The sequence below is a fragment of the Fundidesulfovibrio sp. YSD1 genome (genome assembly GCF_055397115.1).
Genome location: NZ_AP043666.1, coordinates 1,514,009 through 1,540,619, shown reverse-complemented (window position 1 = coordinate 1,540,619; position 26,611 = coordinate 1,514,009). Strand labels below are relative to the sequence as shown.

The following is a 26,611-nucleotide window of genomic DNA, read 5'->3' as shown; positions in this document are numbered from 1 at the left end:
CGTCAAGGAGACACCATGGCTGATCTCAAGAGCTTCAAGGAATACGAGGTGGACTGGAACATGACCCCGGAGGCGGCCGTGACCCTGTACCTCGAGTGGGGCAACAACTGCTGGCTGAACGAATTCAAGCCGGTGCGACACCGCAGCGATTCCACCACCTATTTCGTGGTGAACACCTGGGAGCGAGAGCCCAAGCTCACCCTCATCAGGCGCACCTGCGACGAGGCGCGCGAACTGGCGGAGCTCACGCTGCCCGAGGGCCTGGGCAGGAAGTTCCTGGAGCACGTGGGCAACAACAAGGGTGTGTACGAACCCACCCCCGAGATCAAGGAATGGCTCAAGGCCCAGATGAGCAACTGACGACACGCGGCGCAACGAGCGTGAAGGCCGGGAGACCGGCCTTTTTTGTTGCCCATGCCGGATGATGGGGGTAGCTTCGCTCCGTCCGGTTCCGCAGTATAGAAGACCCGGTCGGAGGATGGGATGGAGGCAGCGGGCATCCTCGTCGTGGAGGACGAACGCATCATAGCCCTGGATCTGCGCAGCAAGCTCGTCCGGCTGGGCTATCGCGTGCTGGGCATGGCCCACACCGGGGGCGACGCGGTCAGGATGGCCGGGGAGCTCACTCCCGACATCGTGCTCATGGACATCATCCTCGACGGGGACATGGACGGCATCGAGGCCGCCAGGCAGATCCGCCTGGACAGGCCCGTGCCCGTGGTCTTCGTCTCCGCCTGCAACGACTCCTCCACCATGGACCGCGCCGTGCTTCTGGGCTGCGGCGGATTCGTCTCCAAGCCGGTGGATTCCCGCGAACTGGCCTCCTGCATCGAGAAAGCCCTGGCCGGAGCCCAGGGATGCGCCTGACGGTCCTCTCCGACATCCACGCGAACCTGGAGGCGCTCGAGGCCGTGCTGGAAGACGCGGCCCGGGTCGCGCCGGGCTGCCCCGTGGTCTGCCTGGGCGACCTGATCGGCTACGGGGCCGACCCGGACGCCGTGGTCTGCCTGGCCAGGAGCCAGGGCTTCACCTCGGTCATGGGCAACCACGAGATGGGCGCCACGCAGCCGCGCACGCGCAAGCGCTTCAACCCCCAGGCCTGGGAGGCAGTGCGCTGGGCGGCCGACAGGCTCTCGCCGGACAACCTGGCCTGGATCGCCGGGCTGCCGAAATTCCTTTCCCTGCATGGCTGCCGCTTCGTGCACGGGCTGCCGCCCGACGAGGTGGACACCTACCTCTTCCAGGCCTCGGCCGAACGCGTGGTCCAGGCCATGAACGCCCTGCCCGAGGACGTGGCCTTCGTGGGCCACACGCACCAGTTGCGCCTGGTTGCCGTGAAGGACGGCGCGCTCATGGGCTCCAAGCTGCCCGAGGGCGGCACGGTCCTGCCCCGGGACGCCCGGCACCTGGTCAATGCCGGGGCCGTGGGCCAGCCGCGCGACGGCAACCCCAAGGCCAAGTACTGCGTCTACGACACGGGTTCGCGCGTGCTCACCGTGCGCCACGTGGCCTACGACAACGCGGCCGCCGCCCGGAAGATACTCGCTTCGGGCCAGCCCGCCGTCTTTGCCGAGCGCCTGGGCGGGATCGCGCCGTGAAGAAGGTCGGGCGCTACGAGGTGCTGGGCCTTTTGGGGCGCGGCGGCATGGGCGCGGTGTACAAGGTGGCCATGCCCGTCACGGGCAAGATCGTGGCGCTCAAGCTCCTCTCGCCCAACCCCTTGCTCAAGACGCTCCTGGGCCGCGAGGAGATCGAGCGGCGCTTCATGGCCGAGGCCCACGCCCTGGGGGGGCTGAGCCACCCCCACGTGGCCGCCGTCTGGGACTTCGGCCGGGCGGGCAGGCGGCCCTACTTCGTGATGGAATATTTCTGCCGGGACCTGGGCCAGGTGATCGGCGAAACCGCGCGCGTGGAGGCCCCCACCAGGCCCCTGCCCCTGCCCAGGGCCGCGAGCTACGCCCTCCAGATCCTCTCGGGCCTCTCCAGGCTGCACTTCGCGGGCATCGTGCACCGCGACATCAAGCCCTTCAACCTGCTTCTGACCGACGAAGACCAGATAAAAATCACCGATTTCGGCCTCTCCAAGGTGCGCGGCGGATTCATGGCCATGGTCCCCGGGCTCAAGGTGGGCACGCCCGGCTACGCGGCCCCGGAGCAGGAGAGCGACCCGGACTCGGCCGGGCCGCGCGCGGACCTCTACTCCGCGGGCGTGTGCTTCTACCGCATGCTCTCGGGCGCGGTCCCGCCCTGGCCGCTTGCGGGCCAGGCGCTCCCGAGCGCCTTCTCCAGGGACCTGGACGGGGCCTGGGACGACTTCTTCCTGCGCGCGCTCGACCCGGACCCCCGGGCAAGGCACCGCGACGCGGACGCCATGGCCGCCGAACTGCGCGTGCTCCTGGCCGACTGGAGGCGCAGGCTGGAGCGGGCCTGCTCCCTGGAGGAAGAGGACGGCCCGGCGCCGCCGTGCCCGGCAGCGCCCGCCCGGCCCAGGCCCTGGCCGGTGAAGTCCCCGGTGAAGTCCTCGCGGGAGTTTCTCGGCCTGGACGCCCTGTACAGGCCCCGCTGCTACCGCGAGCCCGCGCTCGCGGTTTCGGGGGCGGTGGTGGAGGACCGCGCCGCCGGGCTCTGCTGGCAAGCCGGGGGCAGCCGGTATCCGCTGACGTGGTGGGAGGCCCACGAGTACGTGGCCTGGCTGCACGCCACGCGCTTCGCCGGGCTTTCGGGCTGGCGGCTGCCCACCGTGGACGAACTGGGCTGCGTGCTCTCGCCGCCGCCCCAGTTCACCGGGCACTGCGCGCCCTCCGTGTTCGACCCCGGGCAGCGCCTGCTCTGGAGCGCGGACCGGCGGGCCTTCACCCAGGCCTGGTTCGCGGACGTGGAGCAGGGGGCCTTCTCCTGGGCGGACATGACCTGCCGCCGCAGCGTGCGGGCCGTGCTCACCCTGCCAGGCCCCGCCTGATCCGGATTTTCCGGACCGGCCGCGCGCGGGGCCTACGGCTGATTGACAGGCGTATACGTTCGACATATCAGCATGAAACTCTATTTGATCGCATTCCTTGTTTGTCGGGCGGGGGGGCCTTGCAGCGCGGGAGGCGTGCGTGGACAAGTACGCTGAGGTCTTCAGGGAGCTTCCGCTGCCTGCGGTGCTCCTGCACGATGGGACCATGCGCGAAAGCGCCAACGAGGCGTTCGAGAGCGCCTTCGTGGACCAGGGCCTGGACGGGTGCGTCCTTTCCGCCCTGGGCCATGACCTGCGCCGTTTCTGGACCGAGGGGGCCAGGCGCGGCACGGTGGAGAAGAACATCGCCGTCTCGGGCAGCGGGGTGAAGACCTTCAGGGTGCGCCTCTCCCGGCTGGCCTTTTGCGGCAGGGACTACGCCCTGGCCCTGTTCACGGACATCACCGACCGCCGCAAGCAGCTGGAGGAGATGAGCAGGCTCGCCTCCATCGTGGACAGCACCGACGACGCCATCCTGAGCGTCTCGCCGGACCGCAAGGTGCTCTCCTGGAACCCCGGGGCCGAGAAGATCTACGGCTACTGCGCCCCGGCCATCATGCACACGTCCGTGATGAAGATCTTTCCGGACTCCACGGCCGCCGAGGCCGAGGAACTCTTCCGCCGGGCCTGCGCGGGAGAATCCTTCTCCCGCTTCGAGACCATCAACTGCCACGAGGACGGGCACGTCTTCCCCGTGTCCATGACCCTCTCCCCGCTGAGGCGCGCGGACGCGGTGGCGGGCGTGACCATCATCGCCCGGGACATCTCCTCGCGCCGCCAGGCCGAGGAGCAGCTCCTGGCCAGCCACCGCCAACTCCAGAACCTGATGCACGAGACCGTGGAGTCGCTCTCCACGGCCCACGAGAAGCGCGACCTCTACACGGCCGGGCACCAGCGCACCGTCTCCACCCTGGGCTGCCTGGTGGCCGACGAGATGAACCTCTCCCACGACCGCATGGAGGGCATCCGCATCGCCGGGCTTCTGCACGACATCGGCAAGGTCTGCATCCCCATGGCCATCCTGGCCAAGCCCGCCAAGCTCTCCGAGGAGGAGATGGCGCTCATGCGCAAGCACCCTGAGGCGGGCTTCGAGATCGTAAAAAACATCCCCTTCCAGTGGCCCGTGAAGCAGACCATCCTCCAGCACCACGAGCGCATGGACGGCTCGGGCTACCCGCTCGGGCTCAAGGGCGCGGACGTGTGCATCGAGGCCAGGATACTGGCCGTGGCCGACGTGCTGGAGGCCATGAGCTCCCACAGGCCCTACCGCGCGGCGCTCGGGCTCGATGCCGCGCTCTGCGAGATAGCGTCCAACGCCGGCGTGCTCTACGACGCGGAGGTCTGCCGGGCGGTGAAGAAGGTCTTCGAAGGCGGAGCGCTGGCGATCCAGGGCGGCAGGCTGGTCTGCGCGCTCCGGGGCTAGTGGGCGTCCACGAAATGAATGCGCATTCATTTTGTGGATAATGATTTGAAATGATTATTTTTATCCTTGAAGAACATGTTCATGTCCTTCAAGGGCGCGACACGAGCTGCTTCTTCAGATGATCCGGGCGTTACCCAGCACGAACACTAGGCGCTTGTACAAGACGGGGTCGAACGCGCCCTTCATGTCCTCGCGCATTATGGAGAGCGCCTTGTAGGGAGTGAGCGCCTTGGCGTAGGGCCTGTCCGAGGTGAGCGCGTCGTAGACGTCGCACAGGGCCAGCACCCGGGCGTAGACCGGGATGGCTTCGCCCGCGATGCCGCCGGGGTAGCCCGCGCCATCGAAGCGCTCGTGGTGGAAGAGGATGGCGTTGGTGGCCACGTGGCTGATGGGCATGGTGGCGCAGATGCCCAGGGCGCGCACCGGGTGGGTCTTCATGACCTCCCACTCGGCCTGGTTGAGCGGGCCGCCCTTGTTCACGATGGCGTCCGGGATCTGGGTCTTGCCGATGTCGTGCAGGGCCGCGCCGAGGCCCGCCTCGAAGAGCGTGGTCTGGTCCATGCCCTGGAGGCTCTGGAGCACGGAGATGGTCAGCACCATCACGTTCAGCGAGTGGCTGTAGGCGTGGTACTTGTGCGAGAGGAACTCCGAGAGGCTCTTCAGCGACTCCTCCTTGGAGAGCAGCGCGATGCCGCGCTTCACCAGGGTCTGCATGGCCTGGTAGGTCTTCTCGTCCAGGCCGCGCGGCAGCTTGCTGGCGAAGCTCTGTTTGAGCATGCCCGAGGAGATCTGGTAGAAGAGCTTGGAGCGCTCCTCTATGGGCAGCTTGTCGTTTAAGAGCATCCCCCCCAGGTTCTTGGCCAGGTAGCTCTCGTAGTCGAAGCGCTGGTCCTTGCGGATGTAGAACTCGGTCACGTCCAGCAGGTCCTTGAGCTTGGGCTCGATGACGAAGCTCTCGCCCTTCTTGGCGTAGAGCACGAACCCGGGGCCGCGCTGGAGGTAGAGGTCGAACTGCCCGGCCGTGCCCGGCAGGATGGTCGTGGGGTGGATGGGGAAGTAGTCCTCCGAACGCTGGGAGACCTTTCCCGCCACAGGCGACTGGGGGGCGTTCACTGCTCTTCCCCCTCCCGGCCGGGTTGGGCCGGGCCGTTCACGGGGCAGGCCTCCCCGGCCGCCGGGGGGGCGCTCAGCTGGAACTTCTGCCCGGTCAGGCGCTTGAGCAGGAATCTCTCCGGGTCGTAGCCGCCGAGCTTGGAGAGTTCGATCTCCGCCCTGGCGGCCATCTTGTGCCCGCCCGCGCAGCCGAAGGGCGCGAACCAGGCCTGGGCCTTTTTGCCGATGTCGCGCCGGAGCCCGTCCGAGCGCATCACCGCGATGAGCCTGCCGCCGTAGACCCCGGCGATGCAGTTCCAGGAAAGCCCGTGCACGCGCAGGAAGAAGTCCGCCAGGATCACCAGCACGTCCGGATTCTCCACCTTGCCCACGTAGGCCAGAAGCCCCTCGCGGCCCACGGGGCGCATGCGCGAGAAGGCCTTGGAGAAATATTTCAGCCATTTGCGGTGGAAGTCCGCGTGGGCGATGCGCCGCAGGAGCATCTTGTCCGCGAACTTGGTCAGGTAGCTGAAGGCCTTCACGTCCACGTCGAAGAAGTGGCGCTCGAAGGAGCCAGTGTCGGTCTTGATGCCGTAGAGCAGGGCCGTGGCCAGGAACTTCCCGGGCTTGATCCCCAGGTTGTAGAGGTACTCGGTCAACAGGCTCGAGCACGCACCGTAGCCCGTGGGCACGTCCAGGTAGTCGGCCTGCGGGGGCTGGGCCGGGTCCACGGGGTGGTGGTCCAGGATCACGCTGTAGCGCACGGCCGGGAAGTCCGTGCTGTGGTGCGGCTGGGAATCCACCATGGCGAAGCGCTGGCAGCAGCCCGTGAGCTCCGGCGTCACGCGGATGAGCGGGATGCGCAGGGTGCGGATCATGGCCAGGTTGTCCGGCCGGGAGATGTCGTTGGTGTGGGCGATGTCGGCCAGGCCCCCGCGCGAGCGGATGATCTGGCGCAGGGCCATTGACGAGCCCAGGGCGTCGGGGTCCGCGCTGATGACGATCAGCCAGCGCTCGTGCGGGACGATGAGCCGGGTGAGGTTCTCCAGCTTCTCGGTGAGCACCCGAAATAAGGCCATTGTCCCCTCACTTGAGCGTTATGGGCAGCCCGGCCACCACCAGGCGCACGTCGCCGGCCAGCGAGGCCGCGCGCTGGTTGAGCGCGCCCATGGCCCTGGCGAAACGCCTGGCCAGGCTGGTGGCCGCCACCGGGCCGAGCCCCACCTCGCAGCTGACCAGCACCACCCTGGGCGAATCCGGCCCGCCGAAGGGCGCGAGGCTCGCGGCAAGGTCCCCGGTGCGGTCCAGGCCCTCTTCCATGCAGGTGAAGAGCCAGAAGTCCAGGCTGTCCACCAGCACGTTGCGCCCTGCGGCGAAGGCCTCGCCCAGGGCCTCGGGCAGGTCCGCGCCCGGTTCGGCCACGGGCACGGCCGGGTCCCGCTTCAGGCGGTGGTCGAGGATCTGCCGCCTGAAGGAGGCGTCCCTGGCCAACCCCATGGCCAGGACCACGCCCTCGCCCGGGGCCTGGCGAAAGAGCTCCCAGGCCAGGTCGGACTTGCCGGATTTCTCGCCCCCGAGGACCAGGGTGATCATTCCGGGAGCCTCCAGTTGCGGGATAATTCGTAAAATGCTTTCAGGCTTTCGCGCAAGTCCGATTCGGCGAAAACCTCGAAAAGCACGGGGGTTTCGGGGCCGACGGACTCCATGACGCGTTTCAGCGTCGCGCGTTGCCCGGGCGAGAGCTGCGTGAGCGGCAGGTGCTCGTGGTCGTCCACCACGATGCCCGGGGCGTAGCAGTGCACCAGCTCCACCCGGGCGAAGAACCCGGGCGCGTCCAGGAGCCAGTGCTGGCTAAAGGCCATCAGGTGCCCCACGTCCAGGCACACGGGCAGGTCCAGGGCCTCGATCACGGGCCAGTGGTCGCGCAGGTCCCGGCCAGGGACGTTCTCCACCAGGAGCCGCCAGCCCGGGGCGTCGCCGCGCCAGAGCCTGGCCAGGTCCTCCAGGACGCGCGGGTCGGCGGGCGGGTGCAGCACGCCGCCCCAGGGGGCCAGTGGCGAGGCCAGGTCCATGAGCCTTCGCAGGATGTCCCAGCAGTGGGCCGCGCCCTTGGGCCAGGGCAGGTCCAAGGGCAGGTGCGCGTGGGTTGCGAGCCCGGGCCGGGCCTCGAATTCGCCCGGATCGTAGGCCAGGGACTCCGCGTGGCGGTAGAAGAGCAGGGCGGCCTGCTTGATGGGCAGGTCCCAGGCCGCTATCTTTTGCAGATTTTTTTTCAGGGTCTTTGGCCAGAGCCAGCTGGTGGCCGCAAGAGGCCATGTAAACGTCTGCTTGTGCATTTGTTCACTTGCATGCGAAAGTTACATTTGCTAGTCGGAAGCCGTCCGGGGTGTCGGGCCGCGCAGGCTTTGCCGCGCCCCGGGCGAAAGCGCATTTCCCGGGGGGGACAAGCTCGTGAGCCGCTTTCGAAACGCCTTTCACCACGTCTTCAATCCGCTGCACGTTTATTGCCGCCTGAAGGACATTGGGCTGCCCATGCCCATGGCCCGCAGGATGTGCCGAGTGTACGAACGCTTCGTCTTCCGCCTGCTGCCGTAAGGCCCGCGCCTTTTTCCTTCGCCCTTTTTTCTGCCCGCTTTCGCGCCCGCTGTCGATGGGTGGCGAGTCGCCATGCGTTCGCGTTTGGCGGCGCGGATTTGGCCGCGACGACTTGGGCTGACGGAGGGGAGGAGGCGCGTGCCGGAATCGGGGGGGCTAGTGCTTGTCGAGAATCCAGCCTAAAAACCGGTAGAGAATGCTCAGGATGCAGTCCATGGCAATGTTGAGGATCAGATGTATCTTGTTTGAGTTTTTCTCGTTGTCCGGCATGGCAGGCCCTTTTGGGTGGGTCGGGAGCGACGCTGGGATCAGTCGAGCATGTTACCGAAAAAACGGTAGAGTATGCTGAGGACGGTGATCACGATGATGTTGATGATCAGATAGGCCATGGCCGATGTTTTCTTCCTGGACGACATGCGATCCCCGGCGTCGCCCGTGGCGGCTGTTGTTCACGAAGACCGGCTGCTCGCCAAGGCGGCCTAGTTTTTATCGAATATCCAGCCGAAGAAATGATAGGGCGCCGTGAAAACGGCGCAGGCTATCAGGTTCAAAGTGACAAACGTACTGAGAAGGCAACGCGGGATGCGTTTTAACGATGAATGCAGCCAACAACAGCTCATTTGTCGAGAACCCAGGAGAAAACCCTGTAGAGTATGGTGAAGACGATTCCGGCGATGATGTTCAATATGAGGTATTCCGTCGTCGAGCGTTTCCTTTTGAAAGACATGGACTGCTCCGTGAAGTTGTGCGTGGCGGCGTCTTGCGAATCTCTGCCGCTTTTGCCCGCGTGATCGGGGCGTGAGCGCGAAAACTGAAACTGATTTCGCTCGGATGATACGCCCGAGCGAAATCAATTCTCTTGTTGCCATGCCGCTTCTACGAATGCAACCTGGAGATTCGGTGCTTGGCAGCCTGAGCGTGCCGCCAGGTTGGCTCCGGGATCAGCGATCACTTGGTTCGTTGGTCATGCCAGTCTATCACGCTGTCGATTGCGAGGTTTCTGCCGGCCTTGGACACAGCTGCCCCGACTCGAGCAGCAATGTTCCCGCTTGCCGTAAAGCCCCCAATGAGTATGGAGGCCGGATCGAAAAACGGTTCGATCAATCCCGGCTCCTGTGGCCTCAGCCTTTGGCCATCCCACCATTCCCGGTGCTCGTCCCTGTCCCATCTGCCCAGCAGGCCCGGCGAGGGCGTGCCCGCTCCGCTGCCTTCTCCGCATTGCCGCCGCGCGTGTGCCCGGGTTCGTCGTCGGTCCAGCGATACTCGGGATGCGTGGTGTCGCCTGTGCGTTCGCTCATTTGCTCCTCCTTCAGCTCAAACCGGACGCGGCCCCGGCCGCTCCGGTCGAGATGATCCTGGCTCCCGTGGCCAGGGTGTTGTTGGCCGTGTCGTCGCAGGCCTTGAACTCGGGGCGCGCCTTCAGGAGCCAGTCCAGCTGGTCGCGGTCCATGTTCATGGCGTGCACGTCGGGCGCGAAGTCCCCGCGCGGCATGTACACCGGGATCACGGCCGCCACGCGGCAGTCCTTGAAGAACCCCCGCTGGTCGCGGGGCAGGGAGCGCAGGAACTTGTTCAGCGCCAGGATGGCCAGATTGTCCTGGGTGGCCTCGGCCTTGAGTTCCTCTTCCGTGAACGATATGCGGTGCCCTATCATCGGTTACCCCGAAGAAAGGGGCGGGCCTCCCGGCCCGCCCCGGTTGAACGCGCGCTAGTCCGTGGCGCACTTGCCGCACTTGGCCGCGGACTTCTCGTTGTGCATCACGAACGTGGCCTCCACGATGGACTGGCACTTCACCGAGTCGCCGGACTGGGCCAGCTCCACGCACTTGAAGGGCCGCAGGAAGGCCATGGAGCAGCGGTCCGGGTCGTAGACGTAGACGCGATCGTACTTGACGCCCTCGTCCTCGTCCTTGGCCAGGTAGCGGTCGATGGTCACCTTCATGCGCCCGAACGGGGTCTCCAGGACCATCACGGCCATGACCAGGGTCTGCTCCGAGGCGTTGGTGTTCACGGTGATGCGCCCGGCCTGGTTCCAGTTGGCCACCTTGCGCGCCTGCACCGGGCCGACCAGGATCACGCCCGGGTCGCCCCCGGCCTCGTAGCAGGCCTGGGACATCTCCAGGAGCTTGGCCTCGGTGAAGTCGTTGCCCGGGCCGTAGTCCTCGAAGGAGGCGTCGTTGGTGGCCACGAAGCCTTCCAGGCCCTTCATCTGCCGGGCCGCGCCCGCGTCCCCCGCGCTGGCCGAGGCGTTGTTCAGGGCGGCGTATTCCAGCTCGGTGTTTAAGTACTTGAGGCTCTTGTCGGCCTCGTAGCGGCGCAGGCGTTCGCGGCCCACCGGGGTTACGGCGTCCAGGGTGCCGGAAATCTTGAAGGTGTCCTCCAGGATCTGGCAGTAGTTGGACAGGCGCGCCGGGGCCACGCGGGGGGTGGCCACGGCGTCCGCGCCTTCGATGGCCTTGTTGTTCCCCGTGGGGGTCTTCAGTTCGTCCTCCAGCCACTCGTGCAGGACGTTCTTGGCCCGCAGGGTCTTGATGGAGGAGATGAAGGGGGTCTTGTGGGGCGTGATGGTCTGGATCACGTTCTCCAGGTCCTCGAAGATGGTGTCCTTCATCTCGCGCACTCCGGCCCCGGAGTTGGAATAGTAGGACGTGAGGGCGTCGGCCATTGAGGTTGTTCCTCCTTTCAGTGGTTAAGGGGTGACGCGGGGGCTAGACCCCGCAGAGCTCCAGGTAGCGCAGCAGGTCGCCCTCGCGGGCCCCGCCCGAGCGCACGCGCTTGACCAGGGCCGCGCGCTCGGCCGCGCGCCCGCCCCCGGCCGGGAGGTCGTCCATGACCCCGGCCGACTCCAGCACCGGGGCGCTCATCCGCCCGGACACGGCGCGGCGGATGCGCTGGCGCGGGTCCTCACCGCCGCCTTCGGCTTCCGGGCCGGAGGCGGCGGCGCCCTGCGCGCGCATGAGCGCCGAGAGCCCCTCGCGGAGATACGTGTAGAGTTCAAGGAACGCGCCGGGCGTGCGCTCCACCGCCTGGGCATAGGCTTGACGTATCTTTGGCGGCAGAGAATTTATATACTGGGCCAGCCTGTCTGCGACCATGGCGAACATGGGGTCGCCGACCTCCAACGTGGCCAAGAGCACCTGGTTGTTGGCCTCCTTGCGCCGGGCGCCACGCAGGCGCGCGGCCTGGATCAGGCGCTGGCGGTCACGCAGCATGGCCTCCCAGTGCGCGGCGGCCATGGGGTCCCGCGGGCCGGGCCCGGGCGGGATGTCCGGGATGCCGTCGCCGTCCAGGTCGATGCCCTCCAGGTGCTCCATCATGCCCGGGCGCGCCCGGAGCTGCGCCACGACCGCCTGGAAAGGAAGGGGCGCACCGCCGGAGCCGGGCACGGGGCCGGGGGGCGCGCCAGGGGCCTGGTGCTGGCCGGGCATGAAGCCCTGGCCGCCGGGCTGAAACCCGTCGTTGGCGAGGCCCATGGCCTGCTCGTAGCGCCTTCGCTTCAGGGCCAGCTCGTCCGGCGCTCCCATGGCGGCCGGTCCTGCGGGGCCTGTCTGGTTGGGGTGGTACATTCGGGGTCCTCCTTGAGGTGGATTGTGCCCGGCGCGGCAGCGCCAAGGTGGTCCGGATTGTATGCGGGCGGATTTTTATTTCATCCCACATAGGGGCATGGGGCTATTTGGTCGCGCGGAGGGAATCGAGGAGTCGAGAAGCGGGAAAAAGGGGGAGAGGAAGCGGGGCGGAGTGGCGATGAAGCACAGGATGATGGTCAAGCCCGTGGTGATTGAGTGGTACAAGGCAATGATTTGCTACTCCTTGGCCTTATGCTTCATGTCGGCAGTGGGGATAAAATGGTGATGGTGTTTTTAAGCCTGCCGCTGTTTGGCCAGCGGCAGGCTTGTTGTTAGGGCAAAGACGGCGCGTCGCCGTTGATTCTGTCCAGATCCTCTCCCGGACGCAGCCCTCGGGTGCCGGGTAAGGCCAAGGGGGCCACCCCCGGCCGCTCATACCCTGCCGCGTTCCAGGCCCACTCCGCATATCCTTATGTGGGCAAACGGCAAAAAAAAACGGCCGCACGAATGCGGCCGCTCCACGTTGCTGAATGCTCCCGGGCCTCAAGCTCGGGCCTTGCGTCACTTCTTGAATTTCCCCGTGATCTTGCCCATGGCCAGGATGTGGCCCTCCACGGCCAGCAGGAACTCCTGCTTGGTCGCGGCCTCGGGCAGGTTCAGTGCCGTGTCCAGGGCGAACACCTCGATGGCGTAGCGTCTGGTGACTCCCGAAGGCGGGCACGGCCCGGTGTAGCCGGTCCTGCCGTTGGGGCCCGCCAACTGCACGCCGCCGTTCTTCATCTGCCGGGCCTTGGGCTGGTTCTCGGCGATGGTCACGCCGGGCGCGGCAGGGATGTCGCAGGCCATCCACAGGGCTGCCCCGCCCTTGGGCGAGTCGAGCTCGGTCATGATCAGCGCGAGCGTCCTGGCTTCCGAGGGCACCCCGGAGACCACCAGCGGCGGCGAGTGCTCGCCGCCCTCGCATCCGGCCGTGCGCGGCATGCGGTCCTGGTCCTTGAAGGCGGGGCTGGTGACCGCGAGGGCCTGCGCCCGGGCGTGCGCGGGCATTCCCGCGAGGGCCAGGAGAGCCATGAGAACCAGCCGTGCCGCGAAGTTCACGCGCGCCTCCATGTTGCGGGTGCCCGTGGGGAAAGGCCGCCCCCTACGCCTCCCAGCGCCATTTGTAGGCCTGGACCGTGTTGGACAGGAGCATGGCGATGGTCATGGGGCCGATGCCGCCGGGCACGGGCGTGATGGCCGAGGCCACGTCCTTGACGTTTTCAAAGTCCACGTCGCCGCAAAGGCCTTCGTCGGTGCGGTTGATGCCCACGTCGATGACCACGGCCCCGGGCTTGACCATGTCCCTGGTGACGAACTTCGGCTTGCCGATGGCGGCCACCAGGATGTCCGCGCTCCGGCATTCGCCGGGCAGGTCCGGGGTGCGCGAGTGGCAGATGGTCACGGTGGCGTTGGCCATGGGCTCGGCCCTGGCGAGCATCACGGCCATGGGCTTGCCCACGATGTTGGAGCGCCCGATGACCACGGCCTTCTTGCCCGCGCAGGAGATGCCGTAGTGCTTGAGGATGCGCATGACGCCGGCGGGCGTGCAGGGCTCCAGGCAGGGCAGGCCGATGACCAGCTTGCCCACGTTCATGGGGTGGAAGCCGTCCACGTCCTTTTCGGGCTCGATGCGCGCCTGGATGGCCAGGAGGTCCAGGTGGCGCGGCAGGGGGGCCTGCACGAGGATTCCGTCGATATCGGGGTCGTTGTTCAGGCCGCAGACGAGGGCCTGGAGCTCGGCCTGGGTGATGTCGGGGCTGACGCGGTGCGCGGTGGAGGTGATGCCCGCTTCGGCGCAGGCCTTCTCCTTGTTGCGCACGTAGATCTGCGACGCGGGGTCCTCGCCGACGAGGACCACGGCGAGGTGCGGGGGACGGCCGATGGACTTGGCCAGTTCCACGACTTCGGCGGCGAGTTCCTGGCGGATGGAAAGCGCGGTGGCCTTTCCGTCGAGAATCTGCATTCCGGTACCTCTCAGGGGTCGTCTCGCCGGACGCCGGGAGCGGGGCTGGGCGTGCCGGCAGGCACTCCCATAGGGCAAAGCGCCCCGCAATGCAAACCGGCGGGACGCCTGCGCTTTAGATGCGCATCACGGTGCGCGCGGTGCGGGAGAGGAGCTTGCGGCGCTCGGCGGGCGGCAGGGTGCCCGCGTAACGCTCCAGGGCGTCCAGGAAGCAGGCCACGGCCTCCTCGGGCGTCTCCCCCAGGCCCTGGCAGGACTCGAAGCCCCGGCAGCGCGCGAAATAGCCTATTTCGTTTCGGGTGACCTCTACGTCGAAGCCGTCTCTCGGAGGGGGAACGCCGGTGCTGGTCATGGGTTCATCCTATGCCCGATCAAGGGGCGGTTGTCCAACGCTTTGGCGGCGGCCTGGTCGCGGGCGCAAAAAAGGGCCGGGGGATCGCCCCGGCCCGGACGGTTTCAGCCCGCGATGGGCACGCGCGTGGGACGCGAGCCCGGGGCCTTGGGCACGGTGATCTTCAGCACGCCCTTGTCGAAGCTCGCGCGGGCCTCCTCGGCGTTGACCTCGCCGGGCAGGGCCATGGAGCGGGAGAAGGAGCCGTAGCGGATCTCGCGGGAGATCACGTTCTCGCCCTCCTTGTCCTCTTTTTCCTCGCGCTTCTGGCCCCTGATGGTCAGCACGCCGTTCTCCAGGGTCAGCTCCACGTCCTTGGGGTCGATCCCGGGCAGTTCGGCGCAAACCGTGACCTCCGCGTCGCTCTCCTTCACGTCCACCGAAGGGAAGGCCTCGCCCTGCGCCCAGGGCAGGCCGCCGAGCGGTTCGCGCATCATGGCCTGCATGGCCTCGAAGGGGCCGGCGGCCCTTCCGGGCTGCCCGCCGCCGCGCTGGGCCGGGAAGAAACGTTCGAACATGGTGTCCTCCTTCGGGTGCGGCGCGTCCCGCCCTGGCCGAAAGCCCGTCCGGCCCAGCGGCCGCGCCGCGCCAGTCTTGCTTTGCCGCGCGCCTTCCTGAAGGCCCTGGCGCGTCAGCCCATCTGGATGTCGATCTTGCGCGGCTGGGCCCTCTCCGCCTTGGGCAGGTGCAGTTCCAGCACGCCGTTTTTCAGTGACGCCTTGATGCGCGCCTTGTCCACGATGTGCGACACGGTGAACCCGCGATAGTATTCCCCGTTGCCGAACTCCACGTGGATGAGCTTCTCCCCGTCGGGCGTGGGGTAGTCCGTGCGGGCGCTCACCTTGATCTCGTCCTCGTTGAGGTCGATGACCAGGGCCTCCTTGGAGACGCCGGGCATGTCCATGTAGATGAAGAAGCCTTCCTCGGTCTCCACGATGTCCGTGGCGGGCTTGACGCGGGGCAGCCCCTTCTCCTCGGTCTTGGTGATCTCGTTCATGGCTTTGCTTTCCTCCGCGATCAGGCGATGTCGATGGAGATCTTCTTGGGCCTGGAGGCCTCGGCCTTGGGGATGACCACTTCCAGCAGGCCGTCCTTCATCTTCGCCGTGACCTTCTCCCGGTCGATCAGGGAGTGGATGTTGATCACGCGCTGGAACGCGCCCGTGGGGCGCTCCTGCCGGTAGTACTTGCCCTTGGCCACCTTGCGCTCGCCCTTGAGCACGAGCGAGGAGTCGGTGAGGGAGAGGTCGATCTCCGAGATGTCGAGCCCGGGCAGCTCGCAGCGCACCACGATTCGCTCCTGGTCCTCGGAGACGTTCACCGGCGGATAGGCGTAGGGCCGCTGGGAGATGGACATGCCGGGGGACCAGAAGGCCTCGAAGATCCGGTCGAGGGGCGTGGCCTGCCCGAAAAACGGACTGAAATCGATGACCATGGCGTATGTCCTCCTTGGGAGTGATGGCGAAGTTTACAATAATCACGGGCCGGTAAGGGTCAAGCCCGGCCGGGGGAAAATTCGATCCCATAACCGTATACGGCCGCGCCTTCGCACAGTCAACCAAGGTCCGGGAGCGCGCCCGGGGCCTCGGCGCGCCCCTCGCCACCTTGACAGGAGGCTTTGGCTGTTTAAGGTATCCAGTTGCTTACGACCACAAAGGAGATGCCCATGCCCCTTTACGAATACCAGTGCGGGTCCTGCGGCTGCCGCTTCGAGGAGCTCGTGTCCGCTTCGGATCCAAAGGCCCCAGCCTGCCCGGCCTGCAAGTCCGCCGACGTGGCGCGCATCCTCTCGCCCGTGTGCGGGCGCACCGAGGACAAGGCCGCGGGCGGCGGCTTCGCCCCCGGCCCCTTCCCCACGAACCTGGGCGGCGGCTGCGGCTCGGGCGGCTTCAGTTGAGGCTAGAGCCAGGCGCGGCCGTGAGCCGCGCGTAGCCAAACGAAATCAAAGATCCTACGAGAGGTTCAGAAATGTCCGACAGCGCGAAGGCCCGGAAGCTCGAATTCAAGGCAGACATCGTCAAGCTTCTCGATATCATCACGCATTCCGTCTACACCAACAGGGAGATCTTCCTGCGCGAGCTGGCGTCCAACGCCTCCGACGCCCTGGAGAAGCTTCGCTTCGAGCAGAGCAAGGGAACGGAACTGGCCGGGGGCGAAACGCCGCTCGAAATCCGCATCGACACCGACAAGGACAACGCCGTCCTGACCGTCACGGACACCGGCATCGGCATGACCGAGGTGGAGCTCGTGGAGAACATCGGCTCCATCGCCCACTCCGGGTCCGAGGACTTCCTCAAGGCCCTGGGCCAGGACGCCTCCAAGGCCAGCTCCATCATCGGCCGCTTCGGCGTGGGCTTCTATTCGGTGTTCATGGCCGCCAGGAAGGTGGTGCTGACCACCCGTTCGGCCAGGCCCGGCGAGGGGGCCTGGGTCTGGGTGTCCGACGGGCTGGGCGGGTACGAGCTCTACGAGGCCGAAGGCGACGTGCCGCGCGGCACCTCCATCGAGATACATCTCAAGGACGACGCCAAGGAGTTCGCGGACCCCGAGACCGTGAAGGACGTCATCAACCGCCACTCCCACTTCGTGTCCTTCCCCATCCTGGTGGACGGCGCGCGGGTGAACACCGTGCCCGCCGTGTGGCGCGAGCCCAAGAGCTCGGTCACGGCCGAGCAGTACAAGGAATTCTTCACCTTCCTCACCCACGACCCCGACGCCCCGCTGGAGACCGTGCACATGAACGTGGACGCCCCGGTGCAGTTCTCCGCGCTGGTGTTCGTGCCCGCGCACGCCGACGAGTTCATGGGCATGCAGAAGCTGGAGCGCGGGCTCGACCTCTACGTGCGCCGGGTGCTCATCGTCCGGGACTGCGTGGAGCTTCTGCCCGAGTACCTGCGCTTCTGCCGGGGCGTGGTGGACACCGAGGATTTGCCGCTGAACATCTCGCGCGAGACGCTCCAGGAGAACGCGGTACTCCGGCGCATCTCCCACGCCGTGACCAAGGAGATCCTCTCCAGGCTGCGCAAGAAGGCCGCCTCGGACCCGGACGCCTACGCCGCGCTCTGGAAGGAGCACGGCAAGATCTTCAAGCTGGGCTACTCCGATTATCTCAACCGCGAGGCCTTCGCCGAGCTTTTGCGCTTCGACTCCTCGGCCATGGACGCCCCGGGCAAGCTCACGGGCCTGGCCGACTACATAAGCCGCGCCCGCGACGGCCAGAAGACCGTCTACTACGTCTCCGGCCCCGGCCGGGAGGCCATGGAGCTGAACCCGCACCTGGAGATGTTTCGGCGCAAGGGCATCGAGGTGCTCTATCTCTACGAGCCCATCGACGAGTTCGTGCTGGAGAACCTGGGCTCCTTCAAGGAGTTCTCGTTCAAGTCCGCCGAGCAGGCCCAGGCCAAGGACCTGGCCGCCTTCGAGGACGCCGTGCCCGGCGCCGAGGCGGCCGCGCCCCTGACCGAGGAGCAGGCGAAGGCCTTCGCGGGCCTGCTCGCGCGCATGAAGGAGGTCCTGGGCGAGAGGGTCACCGAGGTGCGCGGGTCCGAGCGCCTGAAGACCAGCCCCTCCTGCCTGGTGTCCGCCGACGGGGGCATGAGCTCCCAGATGCAGCGCATCATGCGCATGATGGCCAAGGACGAGTCCGTGCCGGCCAAGATCATGGAGGTCAACCCGGACCATCCGCTCACGCGCAACCTGATCGCCATCTTCCAGGCCGACCCAGCCGACCCGTTCCTGGGCCAGGCCGCCGAGCAGCTCTACGAGTCGGCGCTCCTGCTGGAAGGCTACCTGTCCGACCCGCACAAGATGGTCTCGCGCGTCAACGCCATCCTGGAGCAGGCCAGCGGCTGGTACGCCGGGCTCAGGAAGGGCGCGGGCGGCGGGACCGTGCACTGATCCGGTCCTCGCCGTGGAACAACGCAAAGGCCGGTCCCGACAGGGGCCGGCCTTTTTTGAGGTTCGCTAGCGGAGCCGGGTGTCCGAGGAGGGGGGGCCTCCCTGGACCCGCAACCAAGCGCTACGGCTTTCACCCGGTCGCGACGGTTCCGCGGGCCTCGGCCTTGACCATGAGCAACTCCCGGCGTATCTGACTGGAATCCTGAAAGGACTTCAACCGCTGGACCCGACATGGAAAAAAAGCATCAGTTCACCATCTGGTACGTCATCGCGGCCATCTGGGCCCTGGTCTTCATCCAGGACTACTATTCGCGGGCCTACGGCCCCAAGCCCCTGGCCTACTCGGACTTTTTGAAGGAGCTCAAGGCCGGACATGTGACCGAGCTGGCCATCGGCCAGGGCTCCATCCAGGGCAAGATGAAGGTGGTCAAGGACGGCGAGGAGACCGAGCAACGCTTCATCGCCCTGCGCGTGGACCCGGAGCTCTCGGCGGAGCTCTCCAAGTACAACGTGGACTTCAGGGCCCTGCCCGAATCCACCTTCCTGCGCGACCTCATGAGCTGGGTGCTGCCCGCGCTCATCTTCTTCGGCATCTGGTTCCTGCTCATGCGCCGCTTCAACCCCCAGGACCAGCTCCTGGGCGTGGGGCGCAGCAAGGCCAAGATCGTGGCCGAGTCCGAGATGGACACCCGCTTCGAGGACGTGGCCGGGTGCGACGAGGCCAAGGAGGAGCTCAAGGAGATCATCGACTTCCTGAAGGAGCCCGGGCGCTTCGAGAACCTGGGCGGGCGCATGCCCAAGGGCGTGCTGCTGGTTGGGCCTCCGGGCACGGGCAAGACGCTCCTGGCCCGGGCCGTGGCGGGCGAGGCCGGGGTGCCGTTCTTCTCAATCTCCGGCTCGGAGTTCGTGGAGCTCTTCGTGGGCGTGGGCGCGTCGCGCGTGCGCGAGCTCTTCACCCAGGCCAGGGAGAAGGCCCCCTGCATCATCTTCATCGACGAACTCGACGCCATCGGCAAGGCGCGCGGCGTCAACGTGATCGGCGGCCACGACGAGCGCGAGCAGACCCTGAACCAGCTGCTCGTGGAGATGGACGGCTTCGACCCGCGCGTCGGCGTGGTGATCATGGCCGCCACCAACCGGCCGGAAACCCTGGACCCCGCGCTTCTGCGCGCCGGGCGCTTCGACCGCCAGGTGCTGGTGGACCGCCCGGACGTCAACGGACGCCTGGCCATCCTCCACGTGCACGCCAAGAAGGTGAAGCTGTCCCCCGAGGTGGACCTCAAGGTCATCGCCCAGAAGACCCCGGGCTTCTCCGGCGCGGACCTGGCCAACATCATAAACGAAGGGGCCCTGCTGGCGGCCAGGCGGCGCAAGGAGTCCGTGGAGATGGCGGACCTCAACGAGGCCGTGGACCGCGTGATCGCCGGGCTCGAGAAGAAGAACCGCGTGATCAACCCCAAGGAGAAGCAGATCGTGGCCTACCACGAGACCGGCCACGCCCTGGTGGCGGCCTTCACCCCGGGGTCGGACAAGGTCTCCAAGATCTCCATCGTGCCGCGCGGGCTGGGCGCCCTGGGCTACACCCAGCAGCTGCCCACCGAGGACCGCTACCTCATGACCAGGGGCGAGCTCCTGGGCAAGATCGACGTGCTCCTGGGCGGGCGCGTGGCCGAGGAGATCGTGTTCGGCGAGGTCTCCACCGGGGCCCACAACGACCTGCAGCGCGCCACCGACATCGCCCGGGCCATGGTCTCCGAGTACGGCATGGGCGACACCCTCGGGCTCTCCACCTACCCCAGGCAGGCCCGGCCCATGTTCCTGAGCCCCGAGCAGGCCCCGCTGGCCTCCAAGGAGTACAGCGAGTCCACCGCGGCCAAGCTGGACGGCGAGGTGAAGGGCATCCTGGAAGAGGCCCGCGAGCGCGTGCGCGGCATCCTCGAAGGCAGGCGCGAGCAGTTGGAGAACGTGGCCCAGGAGCTTTTGAAAAAGGAAGTGCTGGATTCGGCCGACTTCGAGCGGCTGATCGGCAAGGCGGCCTAGGGCGTTCGCGTCCTGGCCGGGAGCTGCCTCCCGGCCAGGACGCCTTGACGCGAAAACCTCGCGGCCCTACTTGAGCGTGCAGTGACCCTCGCCGAAATCCTAGACATCCTCATGCACCTGGAGGACCACCTCCTGGCGCTCAACCAGGCCTACGGCATGTGGGTCTACGCGCTGCTCTTCGCCGTGATCTTCGCCGAGACCGGGCTCGTGATCGCCACGGCCCTGCCCTCGGACACGGTGCTCTTCGCCGTGGGGGCCATGGCCGCCAACGGCACCGGGCTCGACCTCTGGGGCACGCTGGCCGTGGGGCTCGCCGGGGCCTTTTTGGGCGACACCGTGGATTTCTCCATCGGGCGCTGGCTGGGCGCGCACGTGCTGGCCGGGCGCAAGATCCCCTTCATATCGGATGAGTCTATCAGGCAGGCCCACGACTTCTACGAGCGCCACGGCGGCGCGGCGCTGGTGGCCGCGCGTTTCGTGCCGGTGCTGCGCTCCCTGGCCCCGCTGGTGGGCGGGGTGGTGCGCATGGAGTGGGCGGAGTTCCTCAAGTTCAACGCCCTGGGCAAGGCCGTGTGGACCCCGCTCTACCTCTTCGGCGGCTACTTCTTCGGCCGGATTCCCTGGGTGCGCGACAACTTCGGGGTGGCCATCTTCTTCGCCCTGGGCGCGCCGCTTCTGGGCGTGGTGGCCAGGTTGGTCTACGTGAGCGTGGTCAAGGGGCGCTGAGCGGGCATTTCTCCCCGGCCTTCAGCACCCTGCGCCCGGGCCAGACAGACCCGGCCACGCAGCATCCCCCCATCAGGAGCACCGCCGTGGGCGCGCCCAGCCAGTGGGCCAGGCTCCCGGCCATGAGCGAGCCGAACGGCCCCATGCCCATGTAGAGCGTGGAAAACACCGACATCACCCGGCCGCGCAGCCTGTCCGGCGTGCAGAGCTGGACCATGGTGTTGCAGCTGGCCACCAGGACCATCAGGCAGAACCCGCACGGGGCGAGCAGCAAAACCGCCGCCCAGAAGGTGGGGGCCATGGCGAAGAAGATCAGGCACGCCCCCAGCCCGGCCATGCTCCAGACCACGATGGAGCGCAGCCCCCGGGCCTCCTTGCGCGAGGCCATGGCCAGGGCCCCGGCCATGCTCCCGAAGCCCGAGGCTGCCGTGAGCATGCCGAGCCCCTCGGGCCCCCGGGCGAAGACCTCCCCCGCGAACACGGGCATGATGACCAGCGTGGACATGCCCATCAGGCTGGCGATCACCAGCACACCAAGGACAGCCCGCACGACGTGCGTGCCCCAGGCGAAGGCCAGGCCCTCGCGCACGTGGCTGGCCAGGCCCACGCCGACGGCAAGGGCCTTGGCGGGGCGGTCGAAGCGCATGGCCGCAAGGCTCGCCAGCACCGCCAGGAAGCTCGCGGCGTTGAGCGCGAAGCACATCCCCTCCCCGATGAGCGGCAGGAGCGCCCCGGCCACGGCCGGGCCGAGCACGCGCGCCAGGTGGAAGCTCGTGGAATTGAGCCCGATGGCGTTGTGCAGGTCCTCGCGGCCCACCATCTCCACCAGGAAGGACTGGCGCGTGGGCACCTCCACGGCGTTCACCAACCCCAGGCAGGCGGCCAGGGCAATGACCTGCCAGACCTGGATGGAGCCGGACAGGGTCAGCCAGGCCAGCACCACGGACTGGACCATGGCCGCGGCCTGCACGGCGAGCAGGATGGAGCGCTTGGGGAAGCGGTCGGCCAGCGCGCCGCCGACGAGGCTGAAGAGGAACACGGGCAGAAGCCCGGCGAAGCCCACCAGCCCGAGCGCCATGCTCGACCCGGTGAGGCGGTACACGAGCCAGCCCTGGGCCGTGCTCTGCATCCACGTGCCCGAGAGCGAAGCCAGCTGGCCCCAGAAGAAAAGGCGGTAGTTGCGGTGCCGGAAGGACCGCAGAATGGGGTGTTTCGTCACGGCGACGAATCGTAGGAGCGGGGTGGCCGCTAGTCAAGCGAAGCGAAGCGCGCCCCCGTGCGTCATTGCGCCAAGGCGTTGCTCATGCGCACGATGCGCCCTTCAAGCGCGGGCGAGAGCGGCGGATGGGTGGCCACGTAGTCGGCGAAGGCGTCGCTCACGGGCTTGCCGAAGGCGTAGACCCGCTTGGCCGCGTCCTTGAGCATGGTGAAGCCGTCCCCGCCCTTGAGCAGGAAGCCCGTGGAGGCCATGGGGTAGGTTTTGTCTGGCTGGAGCGGTTCGTACCCGCCGTCGGGCGTGGCGACCTCCACGCGCAGGATGCGCTGCCCGGCGGGCTTGCGCGGGTCGAAGGAGTACTTGAGGCCCGAAACCTGGAGGAACCTCCCCGTGCCCGAGCCTCCCGGGTCCGCGACCATGCTCGCCCCGTGCTCCAGCACGGCCAGCAGGTCCTTCCCCGCGATCTCGAACGTGGCCACGTTGTCCGCGAAGGGATAGACCGTGAGCAGGTCCCCAAGTGTCACGTCGCCCGCCCTCAGCCCCGAGCGGACGGACCCGCCGTTGACGAAGGCCGCGCGCACGCCCTGGGCCTTGGCCGAGAAGCGGATGGCGTCGGCCAGGGTGTCGCCCAGGGCGCACTCGCCGAAGCGGCAGTCCGGCATGAGGGCCTCCGTGGCCTTGCCCAGGGGCTGGCCCAGGATGGGCTTCATCTCCTCCTGCCAGGCCTGGGCCCTGGCCTTGAGGGCCGGATCCTGCGGCCTGGAGGAGTCGAGCAGCAGGGGCGCGCCCGCCCAGGCCCTGGCAACGCCCTTGGCGTCGAAGTCCACGCTGAGCTGGCCCAGGTACTTGCCCCAGGCCTCGGCCTGCACCACCAGCACCGGCGCGCCCGAGGGCGAGGCCACCACCGTGGGGTAGGGCCCGGCGGCCTTGGGGTCGGTGCTCGAGAGCAGGGTGTGGCTGTGCCCGCCCACGATCACGTCGATGCCGTCCACCGTGGCCGCCAGCTGCCTGTCGCGGTCGTAGCCCACGTGGGTGACGGCGATCACGATGTCCGCGCCCAGGGCGTGCAGGGCCTTCACGGCCGCGGCCAGGGGCTCCTCGGCCTTGCCGAAGGCCACGTTCGGGCCGGGATTGGCGAGGCTGGCCGTGTCCTCGTTGGCGACGCCCACCAGGCCGACCTTGCGCTGGCCCACGGCGAGCACGGTCCAGGGCTTGAGGCGCGCCTTGAGGGCCGGGTCGTTCCCTGCGTCCACGTTGGCCGCCAGCATGGGCGCGGCGAGGCCGTTCAAAAACGTCTCCTCCAGCACCTTGGGGCCGTCGTCGAACTCGTGGTTGCCCAGTGTCGCGGCGTTGTAGCGCAGGGCGTTCATGCACTCGCGGCTGGGGATTCCCTTGAGCAGTGTGTAGAAGAGCGTGCCCTGGAACTGGTCCCCGGCGTCCAGGAGCAGCGTGTTGCCGCCCTGCTTGCGCGCGGCCTCCACTGCCGAGGCGATGCGCGGGTAGCCGCCGAAGCACTGGCCCTTGGCCGACTCCTCGGCCGTGCAGGTCTGGCCCAGGGCGTTGAACTCGGCGATGCGCGCGTGGATGTCGTTGGTGTGCAGGATGGTCAGCCGGTAGGGCTTCTGCTCGGCCGCCAGGGGCTGCCCGGCCAGGACGAGCACGGCGGCCAGGGCCGCAAGAATCCGGACGAACGCCATGTTCGCCTCCGTTCGAGGGTGTTGGAAGCCCGCCCGGGTACGCCCGGGGAGGGGCGGGCCTGCCGCGCGCTAGGCGCGCCTGGTGAACGATCCCCCGGCGGCCTCGACTTCCTTGAGCGCGTGCGCGGCCATGTCGTCCAGCCTTCCGGCCAGGTGCTCCGAGATCTCCACGGCCATGGACTGGTAGTCGTAGGGTTCGATGCCGATGACCACGGCGTCCGGGCGGTTGCCCAGGAGGTCGCAGTAGATGAGCGAATCCACCAGGTCGGTCTGGTGCATGGAGTCCTTGAAGGCCAGGGACTTGCGCAGGTCGTCGCCGGTGCAGCGGTAGATGGTGCCGGGCTCCTGGCCGCCCAGGACCGCGTCCAGGATGATGGCCGTGTCGCACTCGAGCAGGGCGTCCATGAGCCGCATGCCGAGCGTGCCGCCGTCCATGAGCGTCACGTTGGGCGAGAACGCGTATTCGCTCTCCAGCTTCTCCACGCACCTTACCCCCACGCCCTCGTCGGTGTAGAGGATGTTGCCCACCCCGAGAACCAGAACCCTGCGCTCCTCGCCCATGCTGCCCCCTGGCTGAAAGATGGGCGCATAATGCCCGGCAAACGCCCGTCCCGCAAGCCCGTACACGCGGCCCGGGGCGTGTTGACTTGGGGGCCGGAACATGCCCATATAGCATCTGCCGAACAAAGTTCGGCGCTTGCGTCAGGCGATATCGGCATCCGACAGCAAAGGAGCGCGCACATGGGCGAGGACGGCAAGCCCCTCTCGTACTGGGAGGAGGACGGGCGCAGGGTGCTCTTCATCACCTACAAGGGCGACTGCCGCTACGTGCGGGTGAAGAAGGGCGACAGGTTCGAGGACAGGCTCTTCCTCACGCGCACCATCTCGGACGCGCTCTATTGCGTGCTCCCGGGCGACATCCTGCAGTTCCTGCCCGGCAAGTACTGGCCGCCCATCCTCTACGACGAGGACTCCGGGACGCCCCCGGCGTGCCGCCCGGTGAAGTTCTACGAGCTTCACGGCAAGCCCGACGTGCCCATCACCATCAGGGGCCTGGGCGCGGCCACGGTGCTGGACGGCGGCCTGGGCGGGGTGCCGCACGACTCCATGCTCCCGGAAATGAAGCACTTCGCGTTTTTCAAGCTCAAGGACTGCTCCTGGATCGAGTTCGAGAACTTCCACGTGGAAAGCTGCTGGCCGAGCTTCCTCTACATCGAGGATTCGTCCTACGTGACCCTGCGCGGCGTCACGGCCAAGGACAGCCGCTACCTGGCCTACGCGCGCGGCCGGGGCAGCCACCACATCCTCATGGAGGACAACCACTGGCGCCAGGACCCCACGGGCTCGGTCTGGCGCGACATCCTGTGGCTGGACTCCAAGCGCAAGCGCTACTTCTACTACAACGGCGGGCTCTTCGGCAGCCTGTCCATCCCGGGCAGCGTGGTGGTGCGCGGCAACACGGTCTGCGACGCGTTCAACGGCCTGCGCATGAAGGCGGACAAGAAGCCCGCCTATCCGCAGAACCACAACGTGGAGATCTACGGCAACCACATGCTGCGCATCCGCGACAACCCCGTGGAGCCCGAGCGCGCGGCCACCAACTGGTGGGTGCACCACAACCGCATCCACAACGCCCACGCCTGGTTCTCCCTGGACGAGGTGGGCGGCGGGTTCTGGTACTACTTCGCCAACACCGGCTGGATCACGGACAAGCCCGGCACCCCGCTGGACCCCAACCGGGGCGGGAAGGTCTACAAGTACGACAAGGACGGGGACATGCCGGGCAAGCCCGTGTTCTTCTTCAACAACAGCTGGTGGTTGTGCAACTCCATGATCAAGGAGGGGGCGACCACCTACCTTAAGCACCGCAACAACGCCGTGCTCTTCCGCGAGGCCCTGGCCGACCCTGTGCCCCAGGACGGGCGCGCAGCCTGCGCCCTGCCCGAGGCCGTGCGCCACCCCTTCCCGGACGGCTGCCACGGGGCGGACCGCTTCGTGGGCGACGGGTTCATGCCGGACGGCTGGAAGCCGGAGGTGAGCTTCGATTGCGACCTGTGCAACCTGCCTTGGCCGAAAAAGATCAGGGACAACCGCCAGGAGGCCCACGGGCGTGTGGAGCCGGAGGCGGAGTTCGTGGACGCCGACCAGGGCGACCTGCGCCTGGCGGGCGGGCCTCCCACGGGCTGCGAGGTGGTGCTCGAGCCCGGGAAAGACTGGCCCGGGACCGAGCGCTGGTCCTCGGGGCCCGGGACACCCATCGGGGCCTTCGATCCGGACGGCGGCTTGGTGGAGGGGCCGTACTTCCAGTTCCTGGCCACCGAAGGCGAGAAGGATTACGTGGAGATGCCCCGGCTGGTGCGCTTCTCGCTGGACAACGGGGTGCTGAGAATGACGTTCTCCACGCCCCTGCGGGAGGGCGGGCCGGTCAGGCTGCGCGTTCGCGCCGGAAGGGGCGCAGGCAAGGTCAAGGCCTGGGTGGCGGCCGATGTGGAAGGCAGCGCGCTCACGCTCGAGCTGCCCAAGGAGTTCGAGGGTAAGGAAATCAGGCAGGTGCTCATCCCGGACACGCTCGAGGGGGCCAACGGGCAGTACGCCACGCTGTGGTCCAGCGTGTTTGCGGGGCTCGGTTTCTACCGGGCCGGGCGCGACCCCGCGCCCGTGCCGCCGGAACCGGTCTGCTTCTGCGACTGCGGCAACGAGGACTAGGCTCGCCCCGCGAGCCGGGCCGCTTGCCCTGACGACAGTTCCACATCGTCCATGGCGTCTCCGGTGACGAGCGATATCTTGCCGTTGGGGCTCCGGTAGTAGGCTTTGCTGTTGTGACTGAAGTAGTCGCCCTTGTTGAAGCTGAGAATCTGCACGTACTGTCCCATTGTAATTGGTCCAAAGAGGGAGATGCACTTCTTAGGATGTCTCCAGAAGGGCGACAATGATTGCCGAGACGATGAAGAGGTTATGATCATTTAGAG

General features: G+C 67.4%; 29 protein-coding genes. 12 read left to right on the top strand and 17 right to left on the bottom strand.

Annotated features, from left to right (window positions below):
* The first annotated feature begins 15 nt into the window (after window positions 1-15).
* The 5 genes from ACZ5V4_RS07230 (at window position 16) to ACZ5V4_RS07210 (ending at window position 4,421) form a co-directional block, all read left to right on the top strand.
* Window positions 16-360, top strand: a complete 345-nt coding sequence (locus ACZ5V4_RS07230) for a DVU0772 family protein (protein ID WP_464317507.1) — start codon at window positions 16-18, stop codon at window positions 358-360.
* Between the two features lie 123 nt (window positions 361-483).
* Complete coding sequence (locus tag ACZ5V4_RS07225) at window positions 484-867, top strand: response regulator (RefSeq protein WP_464317506.1); 384 nt, start codon at window positions 484-486, stop codon at window positions 865-867.
* A complete protein-coding gene (locus tag ACZ5V4_RS07220; protein ID WP_464317505.1) occupies window positions 858-1,598 on the top strand; it encodes a metallophosphoesterase family protein in 741 nt (246 codons plus the stop codon). Before ACZ5V4_RS07225 ends, ACZ5V4_RS07220 begins: the two co-directional genes overlap by 10 nt.
* Window positions 1,595-2,959, top strand: a complete 1,365-nt coding sequence (locus ACZ5V4_RS07215; protein WP_464317504.1) for a protein kinase domain-containing protein — start codon at window positions 1,595-1,597, stop codon at window positions 2,957-2,959. Before ACZ5V4_RS07220 ends, ACZ5V4_RS07215 begins: the two co-directional genes overlap by 4 nt.
* Before the next feature lie 139 nt (window positions 2,960-3,098).
* Window positions 3,099-4,421: an HD domain-containing phosphohydrolase gene (locus ACZ5V4_RS07210; RefSeq protein ID WP_464317503.1), complete on the top strand. Its 1,323-nt coding sequence runs from the start codon at window positions 3,099-3,101 to the stop codon at window positions 4,419-4,421.
* 114 nt (window positions 4,422-4,535) lie between these two features.
* Here ACZ5V4_RS07210 and ACZ5V4_RS07205 read toward each other — a convergent pair whose 3' ends face one another.
* The 4 genes from ACZ5V4_RS07205 to cbiR are packed head-to-tail and all read right to left on the bottom strand — an operon-like array spanning window position 4,536 to window position 7,849.
* Window positions 4,536-5,534 (bottom strand): HD-GYP domain-containing protein, encoded by a 999-nt coding sequence (locus ACZ5V4_RS07205; RefSeq protein ID WP_464317502.1) that lies wholly within the window; start codon window positions 5,532-5,534, stop codon window positions 4,536-4,538.
* A complete protein-coding gene (locus ACZ5V4_RS07200; RefSeq protein ID WP_464317501.1) occupies window positions 5,531-6,592 on the bottom strand; it encodes a DHH family phosphoesterase in 1,062 nt (353 codons plus the stop codon). Before ACZ5V4_RS07200 ends, ACZ5V4_RS07205 begins: the two co-directional genes overlap by 4 nt.
* 7 nt (window positions 6,593-6,599) lie before the next feature.
* Window positions 6,600-7,106, bottom strand: a complete 507-nt coding sequence (locus tag ACZ5V4_RS07195; RefSeq protein WP_464317500.1) for a bifunctional adenosylcobinamide kinase/adenosylcobinamide-phosphate guanylyltransferase — start codon at window positions 7,104-7,106, stop codon at window positions 6,600-6,602.
* Window positions 7,103-7,849 (bottom strand): cobamide remodeling phosphodiesterase CbiR, encoded by a 747-nt coding sequence (gene cbiR / locus ACZ5V4_RS07190; RefSeq protein ID WP_464317499.1) that lies wholly within the window; start codon window positions 7,847-7,849, stop codon window positions 7,103-7,105. The genes ACZ5V4_RS07195 and cbiR overlap by 4 nt, the downstream gene beginning before the upstream one ends.
* 115 nt (window positions 7,850-7,964) lie before the next feature.
* Here cbiR and ACZ5V4_RS07185 point away from each other — a divergent pair, with 115 nt between their 5' ends.
* Both ACZ5V4_RS07185 and ACZ5V4_RS07180 read left to right on the top strand, forming a co-directional pair.
* Window positions 7,965-8,108, top strand: a complete 144-nt coding sequence (locus ACZ5V4_RS07185) for a hypothetical protein (RefSeq protein WP_464317498.1) — start codon at window positions 7,965-7,967, stop codon at window positions 8,106-8,108.
* A gap of 595 nt (window positions 8,109-8,703) precedes the next feature.
* On the top strand, window positions 8,704-8,910 hold the full coding sequence (locus ACZ5V4_RS07180; RefSeq protein WP_464317497.1) for a hypothetical protein: 207 nt from the start codon (window positions 8,704-8,706) through the stop codon (window positions 8,908-8,910).
* 507 nt (window positions 8,911-9,417) lie between these two features.
* On the opposite strand, the gene ACZ5V4_RS07175 is transcribed toward ACZ5V4_RS07180, so the two are convergent.
* The 9 genes from ACZ5V4_RS07175 to ACZ5V4_RS07135 all read right to left on the bottom strand — a co-directional run bounded on the left by ACZ5V4_RS07175 (window position 9,418) and on the right by ACZ5V4_RS07135 (window position 15,501).
* Window positions 9,418-9,762 (bottom strand): hypothetical protein, encoded by a 345-nt coding sequence (locus tag ACZ5V4_RS07175; protein ID WP_464317496.1) that lies wholly within the window; start codon window positions 9,760-9,762, stop codon window positions 9,418-9,420.
* Between the two features lie 54 nt (window positions 9,763-9,816).
* Complete coding sequence (locus ACZ5V4_RS07170) at window positions 9,817-10,773, bottom strand: SU10 major capsid protein (protein WP_464317495.1); 957 nt, start codon at window positions 10,771-10,773, stop codon at window positions 9,817-9,819.
* Window positions 10,774-10,816: 43 nt separating this feature from the next.
* Entirely contained in the window at window positions 10,817-11,674 is an 858-nt protein-coding gene (locus ACZ5V4_RS07165; protein ID WP_464317494.1) for a hypothetical protein, read from the bottom strand.
* A 561-nt stretch (window positions 11,675-12,235) separates the two neighbouring features.
* Complete coding sequence (locus ACZ5V4_RS07160) at window positions 12,236-12,772, bottom strand: YbhB/YbcL family Raf kinase inhibitor-like protein (protein WP_464317493.1); 537 nt, start codon at window positions 12,770-12,772, stop codon at window positions 12,236-12,238.
* Between the two features lie 43 nt (window positions 12,773-12,815).
* Window positions 12,816-13,676: a bifunctional methylenetetrahydrofolate dehydrogenase/methenyltetrahydrofolate cyclohydrolase FolD gene (gene folD, locus ACZ5V4_RS07155; RefSeq protein WP_464317492.1), complete on the bottom strand. Its 861-nt coding sequence runs from the start codon at window positions 13,674-13,676 to the stop codon at window positions 12,816-12,818.
* A gap of 115 nt (window positions 13,677-13,791) precedes the next feature.
* Window positions 13,792-14,028: a hypothetical protein gene (locus ACZ5V4_RS07150; protein ID WP_464317491.1), complete on the bottom strand. Its 237-nt coding sequence runs from the start codon at window positions 14,026-14,028 to the stop codon at window positions 13,792-13,794.
* Between the two features lie 104 nt (window positions 14,029-14,132).
* Window positions 14,133-14,585 (bottom strand): Hsp20/alpha crystallin family protein, encoded by a 453-nt coding sequence (locus tag ACZ5V4_RS07145; RefSeq protein ID WP_464317490.1) that lies wholly within the window; start codon window positions 14,583-14,585, stop codon window positions 14,133-14,135.
* 113 nt (window positions 14,586-14,698) lie between these two features.
* Window positions 14,699-15,064, bottom strand: coding sequence for an Hsp20/alpha crystallin family protein (locus ACZ5V4_RS07140; protein ID WP_464317489.1), 366 nt, complete (start codon window positions 15,062-15,064; stop codon window positions 14,699-14,701).
* A 20-nt stretch (window positions 15,065-15,084) separates the two neighbouring features.
* Window positions 15,085-15,501, bottom strand: a complete 417-nt coding sequence (locus ACZ5V4_RS07135; RefSeq protein WP_464317488.1) for an Hsp20/alpha crystallin family protein — start codon at window positions 15,499-15,501, stop codon at window positions 15,085-15,087.
* 231 nt (window positions 15,502-15,732) lie between these two features.
* Between ACZ5V4_RS07135 and ACZ5V4_RS07130 the strand changes: the two genes are divergently transcribed.
* From ACZ5V4_RS07130 to ACZ5V4_RS07115, 4 genes are all read left to right on the top strand, one after another.
* A complete protein-coding gene (locus ACZ5V4_RS07130) occupies window positions 15,733-15,963 on the top strand; it encodes an FmdB family zinc ribbon protein (protein ID WP_464317487.1) in 231 nt (76 codons plus the stop codon).
* A gap of 71 nt (window positions 15,964-16,034) precedes the next feature.
* On the top strand, window positions 16,035-17,963 hold the full coding sequence (gene htpG, locus ACZ5V4_RS07125) for a molecular chaperone HtpG (protein WP_464317486.1): 1,929 nt from the start codon (window positions 16,035-16,037) through the stop codon (window positions 17,961-17,963).
* A 231-nt stretch (window positions 17,964-18,194) separates the two neighbouring features.
* Window positions 18,195-20,003 carry an ATP-dependent zinc metalloprotease FtsH gene (gene ftsH, locus ACZ5V4_RS07120; protein ID WP_464317485.1) on the top strand — a complete coding sequence of 603 codons (1,809 nt, stop codon included), beginning with the start codon at window positions 18,195-18,197 and terminating at the stop codon, window positions 20,001-20,003.
* An 81-nt stretch (window positions 20,004-20,084) separates the two neighbouring features.
* Window positions 20,085-20,729, top strand: a complete 645-nt coding sequence (locus ACZ5V4_RS07115; protein WP_464317484.1) for a VTT domain-containing protein — start codon at window positions 20,085-20,087, stop codon at window positions 20,727-20,729.
* On the opposite strand, the gene ACZ5V4_RS07110 is transcribed toward ACZ5V4_RS07115, so the two are convergent.
* The 3 genes from ACZ5V4_RS07110 to ACZ5V4_RS07100 all read right to left on the bottom strand — a co-directional run bounded on the left by ACZ5V4_RS07110 (window position 20,716) and on the right by ACZ5V4_RS07100 (window position 24,203).
* Window positions 20,716-21,948 carry an MFS transporter gene (locus ACZ5V4_RS07110; RefSeq protein WP_464317483.1) on the bottom strand — a complete coding sequence of 411 codons (1,233 nt, stop codon included), beginning with the start codon at window positions 21,946-21,948 and terminating at the stop codon, window positions 20,716-20,718. The two genes, ACZ5V4_RS07115 and ACZ5V4_RS07110, sit on opposite strands and share 14 nt — an antisense overlap.
* A 62-nt stretch (window positions 21,949-22,010) precedes the next feature.
* Entirely contained in the window at window positions 22,011-23,642 is a 1,632-nt protein-coding gene (locus ACZ5V4_RS07105) for a bifunctional metallophosphatase/5'-nucleotidase (protein WP_464317482.1), read from the bottom strand.
* Window positions 23,643-23,711: 69 nt separating this feature from the next.
* Window positions 23,712-24,203, bottom strand: coding sequence for a HyaD/HybD family hydrogenase maturation endopeptidase (locus tag ACZ5V4_RS07100; protein WP_464317481.1), 492 nt, complete (start codon window positions 24,201-24,203; stop codon window positions 23,712-23,714).
* Between the two features lie 180 nt (window positions 24,204-24,383).
* Between ACZ5V4_RS07100 and ACZ5V4_RS07095 the strand changes: the two genes are divergently transcribed.
* Window positions 24,384-26,348, top strand: a complete 1,965-nt coding sequence (locus tag ACZ5V4_RS07095; protein ID WP_464317480.1) for a right-handed parallel beta-helix repeat-containing protein — start codon at window positions 24,384-24,386, stop codon at window positions 26,346-26,348.
* On the opposite strand, the gene ACZ5V4_RS07090 is transcribed toward ACZ5V4_RS07095, so the two are convergent.
* On the bottom strand, window positions 26,345-26,515 hold the full coding sequence (locus ACZ5V4_RS07090) for a hypothetical protein (RefSeq protein WP_464317479.1): 171 nt from the start codon (window positions 26,513-26,515) through the stop codon (window positions 26,345-26,347). The two genes, ACZ5V4_RS07095 and ACZ5V4_RS07090, sit on opposite strands and share 4 nt — an antisense overlap.
* Window positions 26,516-26,611 lie beyond the last annotated feature (96 nt).

Coding starts and splice junctions, on each gene's coding strand:
- ACZ5V4_RS07230 (WP_464317507.1), top strand. CDS start 16: ATGGCTGATCTCAAGAGCTTCAAGGAATACGAGGTGGACTGGAACATG.
- ACZ5V4_RS07225 (WP_464317506.1), top strand. CDS start 484: ATGGAGGCAGCGGGCATCCTCGTCGTGGAGGACGAACGCATCATAGCC.
- ACZ5V4_RS07220 (WP_464317505.1), top strand. CDS start 858: ATGCGCCTGACGGTCCTCTCCGACATCCACGCGAACCTGGAGGCGCTC.
- ACZ5V4_RS07200 (WP_464317501.1), bottom strand. CDS start 6,592: ATGGCCTTATTTCGGGTGCTCACCGAGAAGCTGGAGAACCTCACCCGG.
- ACZ5V4_RS07195 (WP_464317500.1), bottom strand. CDS start 7,106: ATGATCACCCTGGTCCTCGGGGGCGAGAAATCCGGCAAGTCCGACCTG.
- cbiR (WP_464317499.1), bottom strand. CDS start 7,849: ATGCACAAGCAGACGTTTACATGGCCTCTTGCGGCCACCAGCTGGCTC.
- ACZ5V4_RS07180 (WP_464317497.1), top strand. CDS start 8,704: ATGAATGCAGCCAACAACAGCTCATTTGTCGAGAACCCAGGAGAAAAC.
- ACZ5V4_RS07175 (WP_464317496.1), bottom strand. CDS start 9,762: ATGATAGGGCACCGCATATCGTTCACGGAAGAGGAACTCAAGGCCGAG.
- ACZ5V4_RS07170 (WP_464317495.1), bottom strand. CDS start 10,773: ATGGCCGACGCCCTCACGTCCTACTATTCCAACTCCGGGGCCGGAGTG.
- ACZ5V4_RS07165 (WP_464317494.1), bottom strand. CDS start 11,674: ATGTACCACCCCAACCAGACAGGCCCCGCAGGACCGGCCGCCATGGGA.
- folD (WP_464317492.1), bottom strand. CDS start 13,676: ATGCAGATTCTCGACGGAAAGGCCACCGCGCTTTCCATCCGCCAGGAA.
- ACZ5V4_RS07150 (WP_464317491.1), bottom strand. CDS start 14,028: ATGACCAGCACCGGCGTTCCCCCTCCGAGAGACGGCTTCGACGTAGAG.
- ACZ5V4_RS07145 (WP_464317490.1), bottom strand. CDS start 14,585: ATGTTCGAACGTTTCTTCCCGGCCCAGCGCGGCGGCGGGCAGCCCGGA.
- ACZ5V4_RS07140 (WP_464317489.1), bottom strand. CDS start 15,064: ATGAACGAGATCACCAAGACCGAGGAGAAGGGGCTGCCCCGCGTCAAG.
- ACZ5V4_RS07135 (WP_464317488.1), bottom strand. CDS start 15,501: ATGGTCATCGATTTCAGTCCGTTTTTCGGGCAGGCCACGCCCCTCGAC.
- ACZ5V4_RS07130 (WP_464317487.1), top strand. CDS start 15,733: ATGCCCCTTTACGAATACCAGTGCGGGTCCTGCGGCTGCCGCTTCGAG.
- htpG (WP_464317486.1), top strand. CDS start 16,035: ATGTCCGACAGCGCGAAGGCCCGGAAGCTCGAATTCAAGGCAGACATC.
- ftsH (WP_464317485.1), top strand. CDS start 18,195: ATGGAAAAAAAGCATCAGTTCACCATCTGGTACGTCATCGCGGCCATC.
- ACZ5V4_RS07105 (WP_464317482.1), bottom strand. CDS start 23,642: ATGGCGTTCGTCCGGATTCTTGCGGCCCTGGCCGCCGTGCTCGTCCTG.
- ACZ5V4_RS07100 (WP_464317481.1), bottom strand. CDS start 24,203: ATGGGCGAGGAGCGCAGGGTTCTGGTTCTCGGGGTGGGCAACATCCTC.
- ACZ5V4_RS07095 (WP_464317480.1), top strand. CDS start 24,384: ATGGGCGAGGACGGCAAGCCCCTCTCGTACTGGGAGGAGGACGGGCGC.
- ACZ5V4_RS07090 (WP_464317479.1), bottom strand. CDS start 26,515: ATGGGACAGTACGTGCAGATTCTCAGCTTCAACAAGGGCGACTACTTC.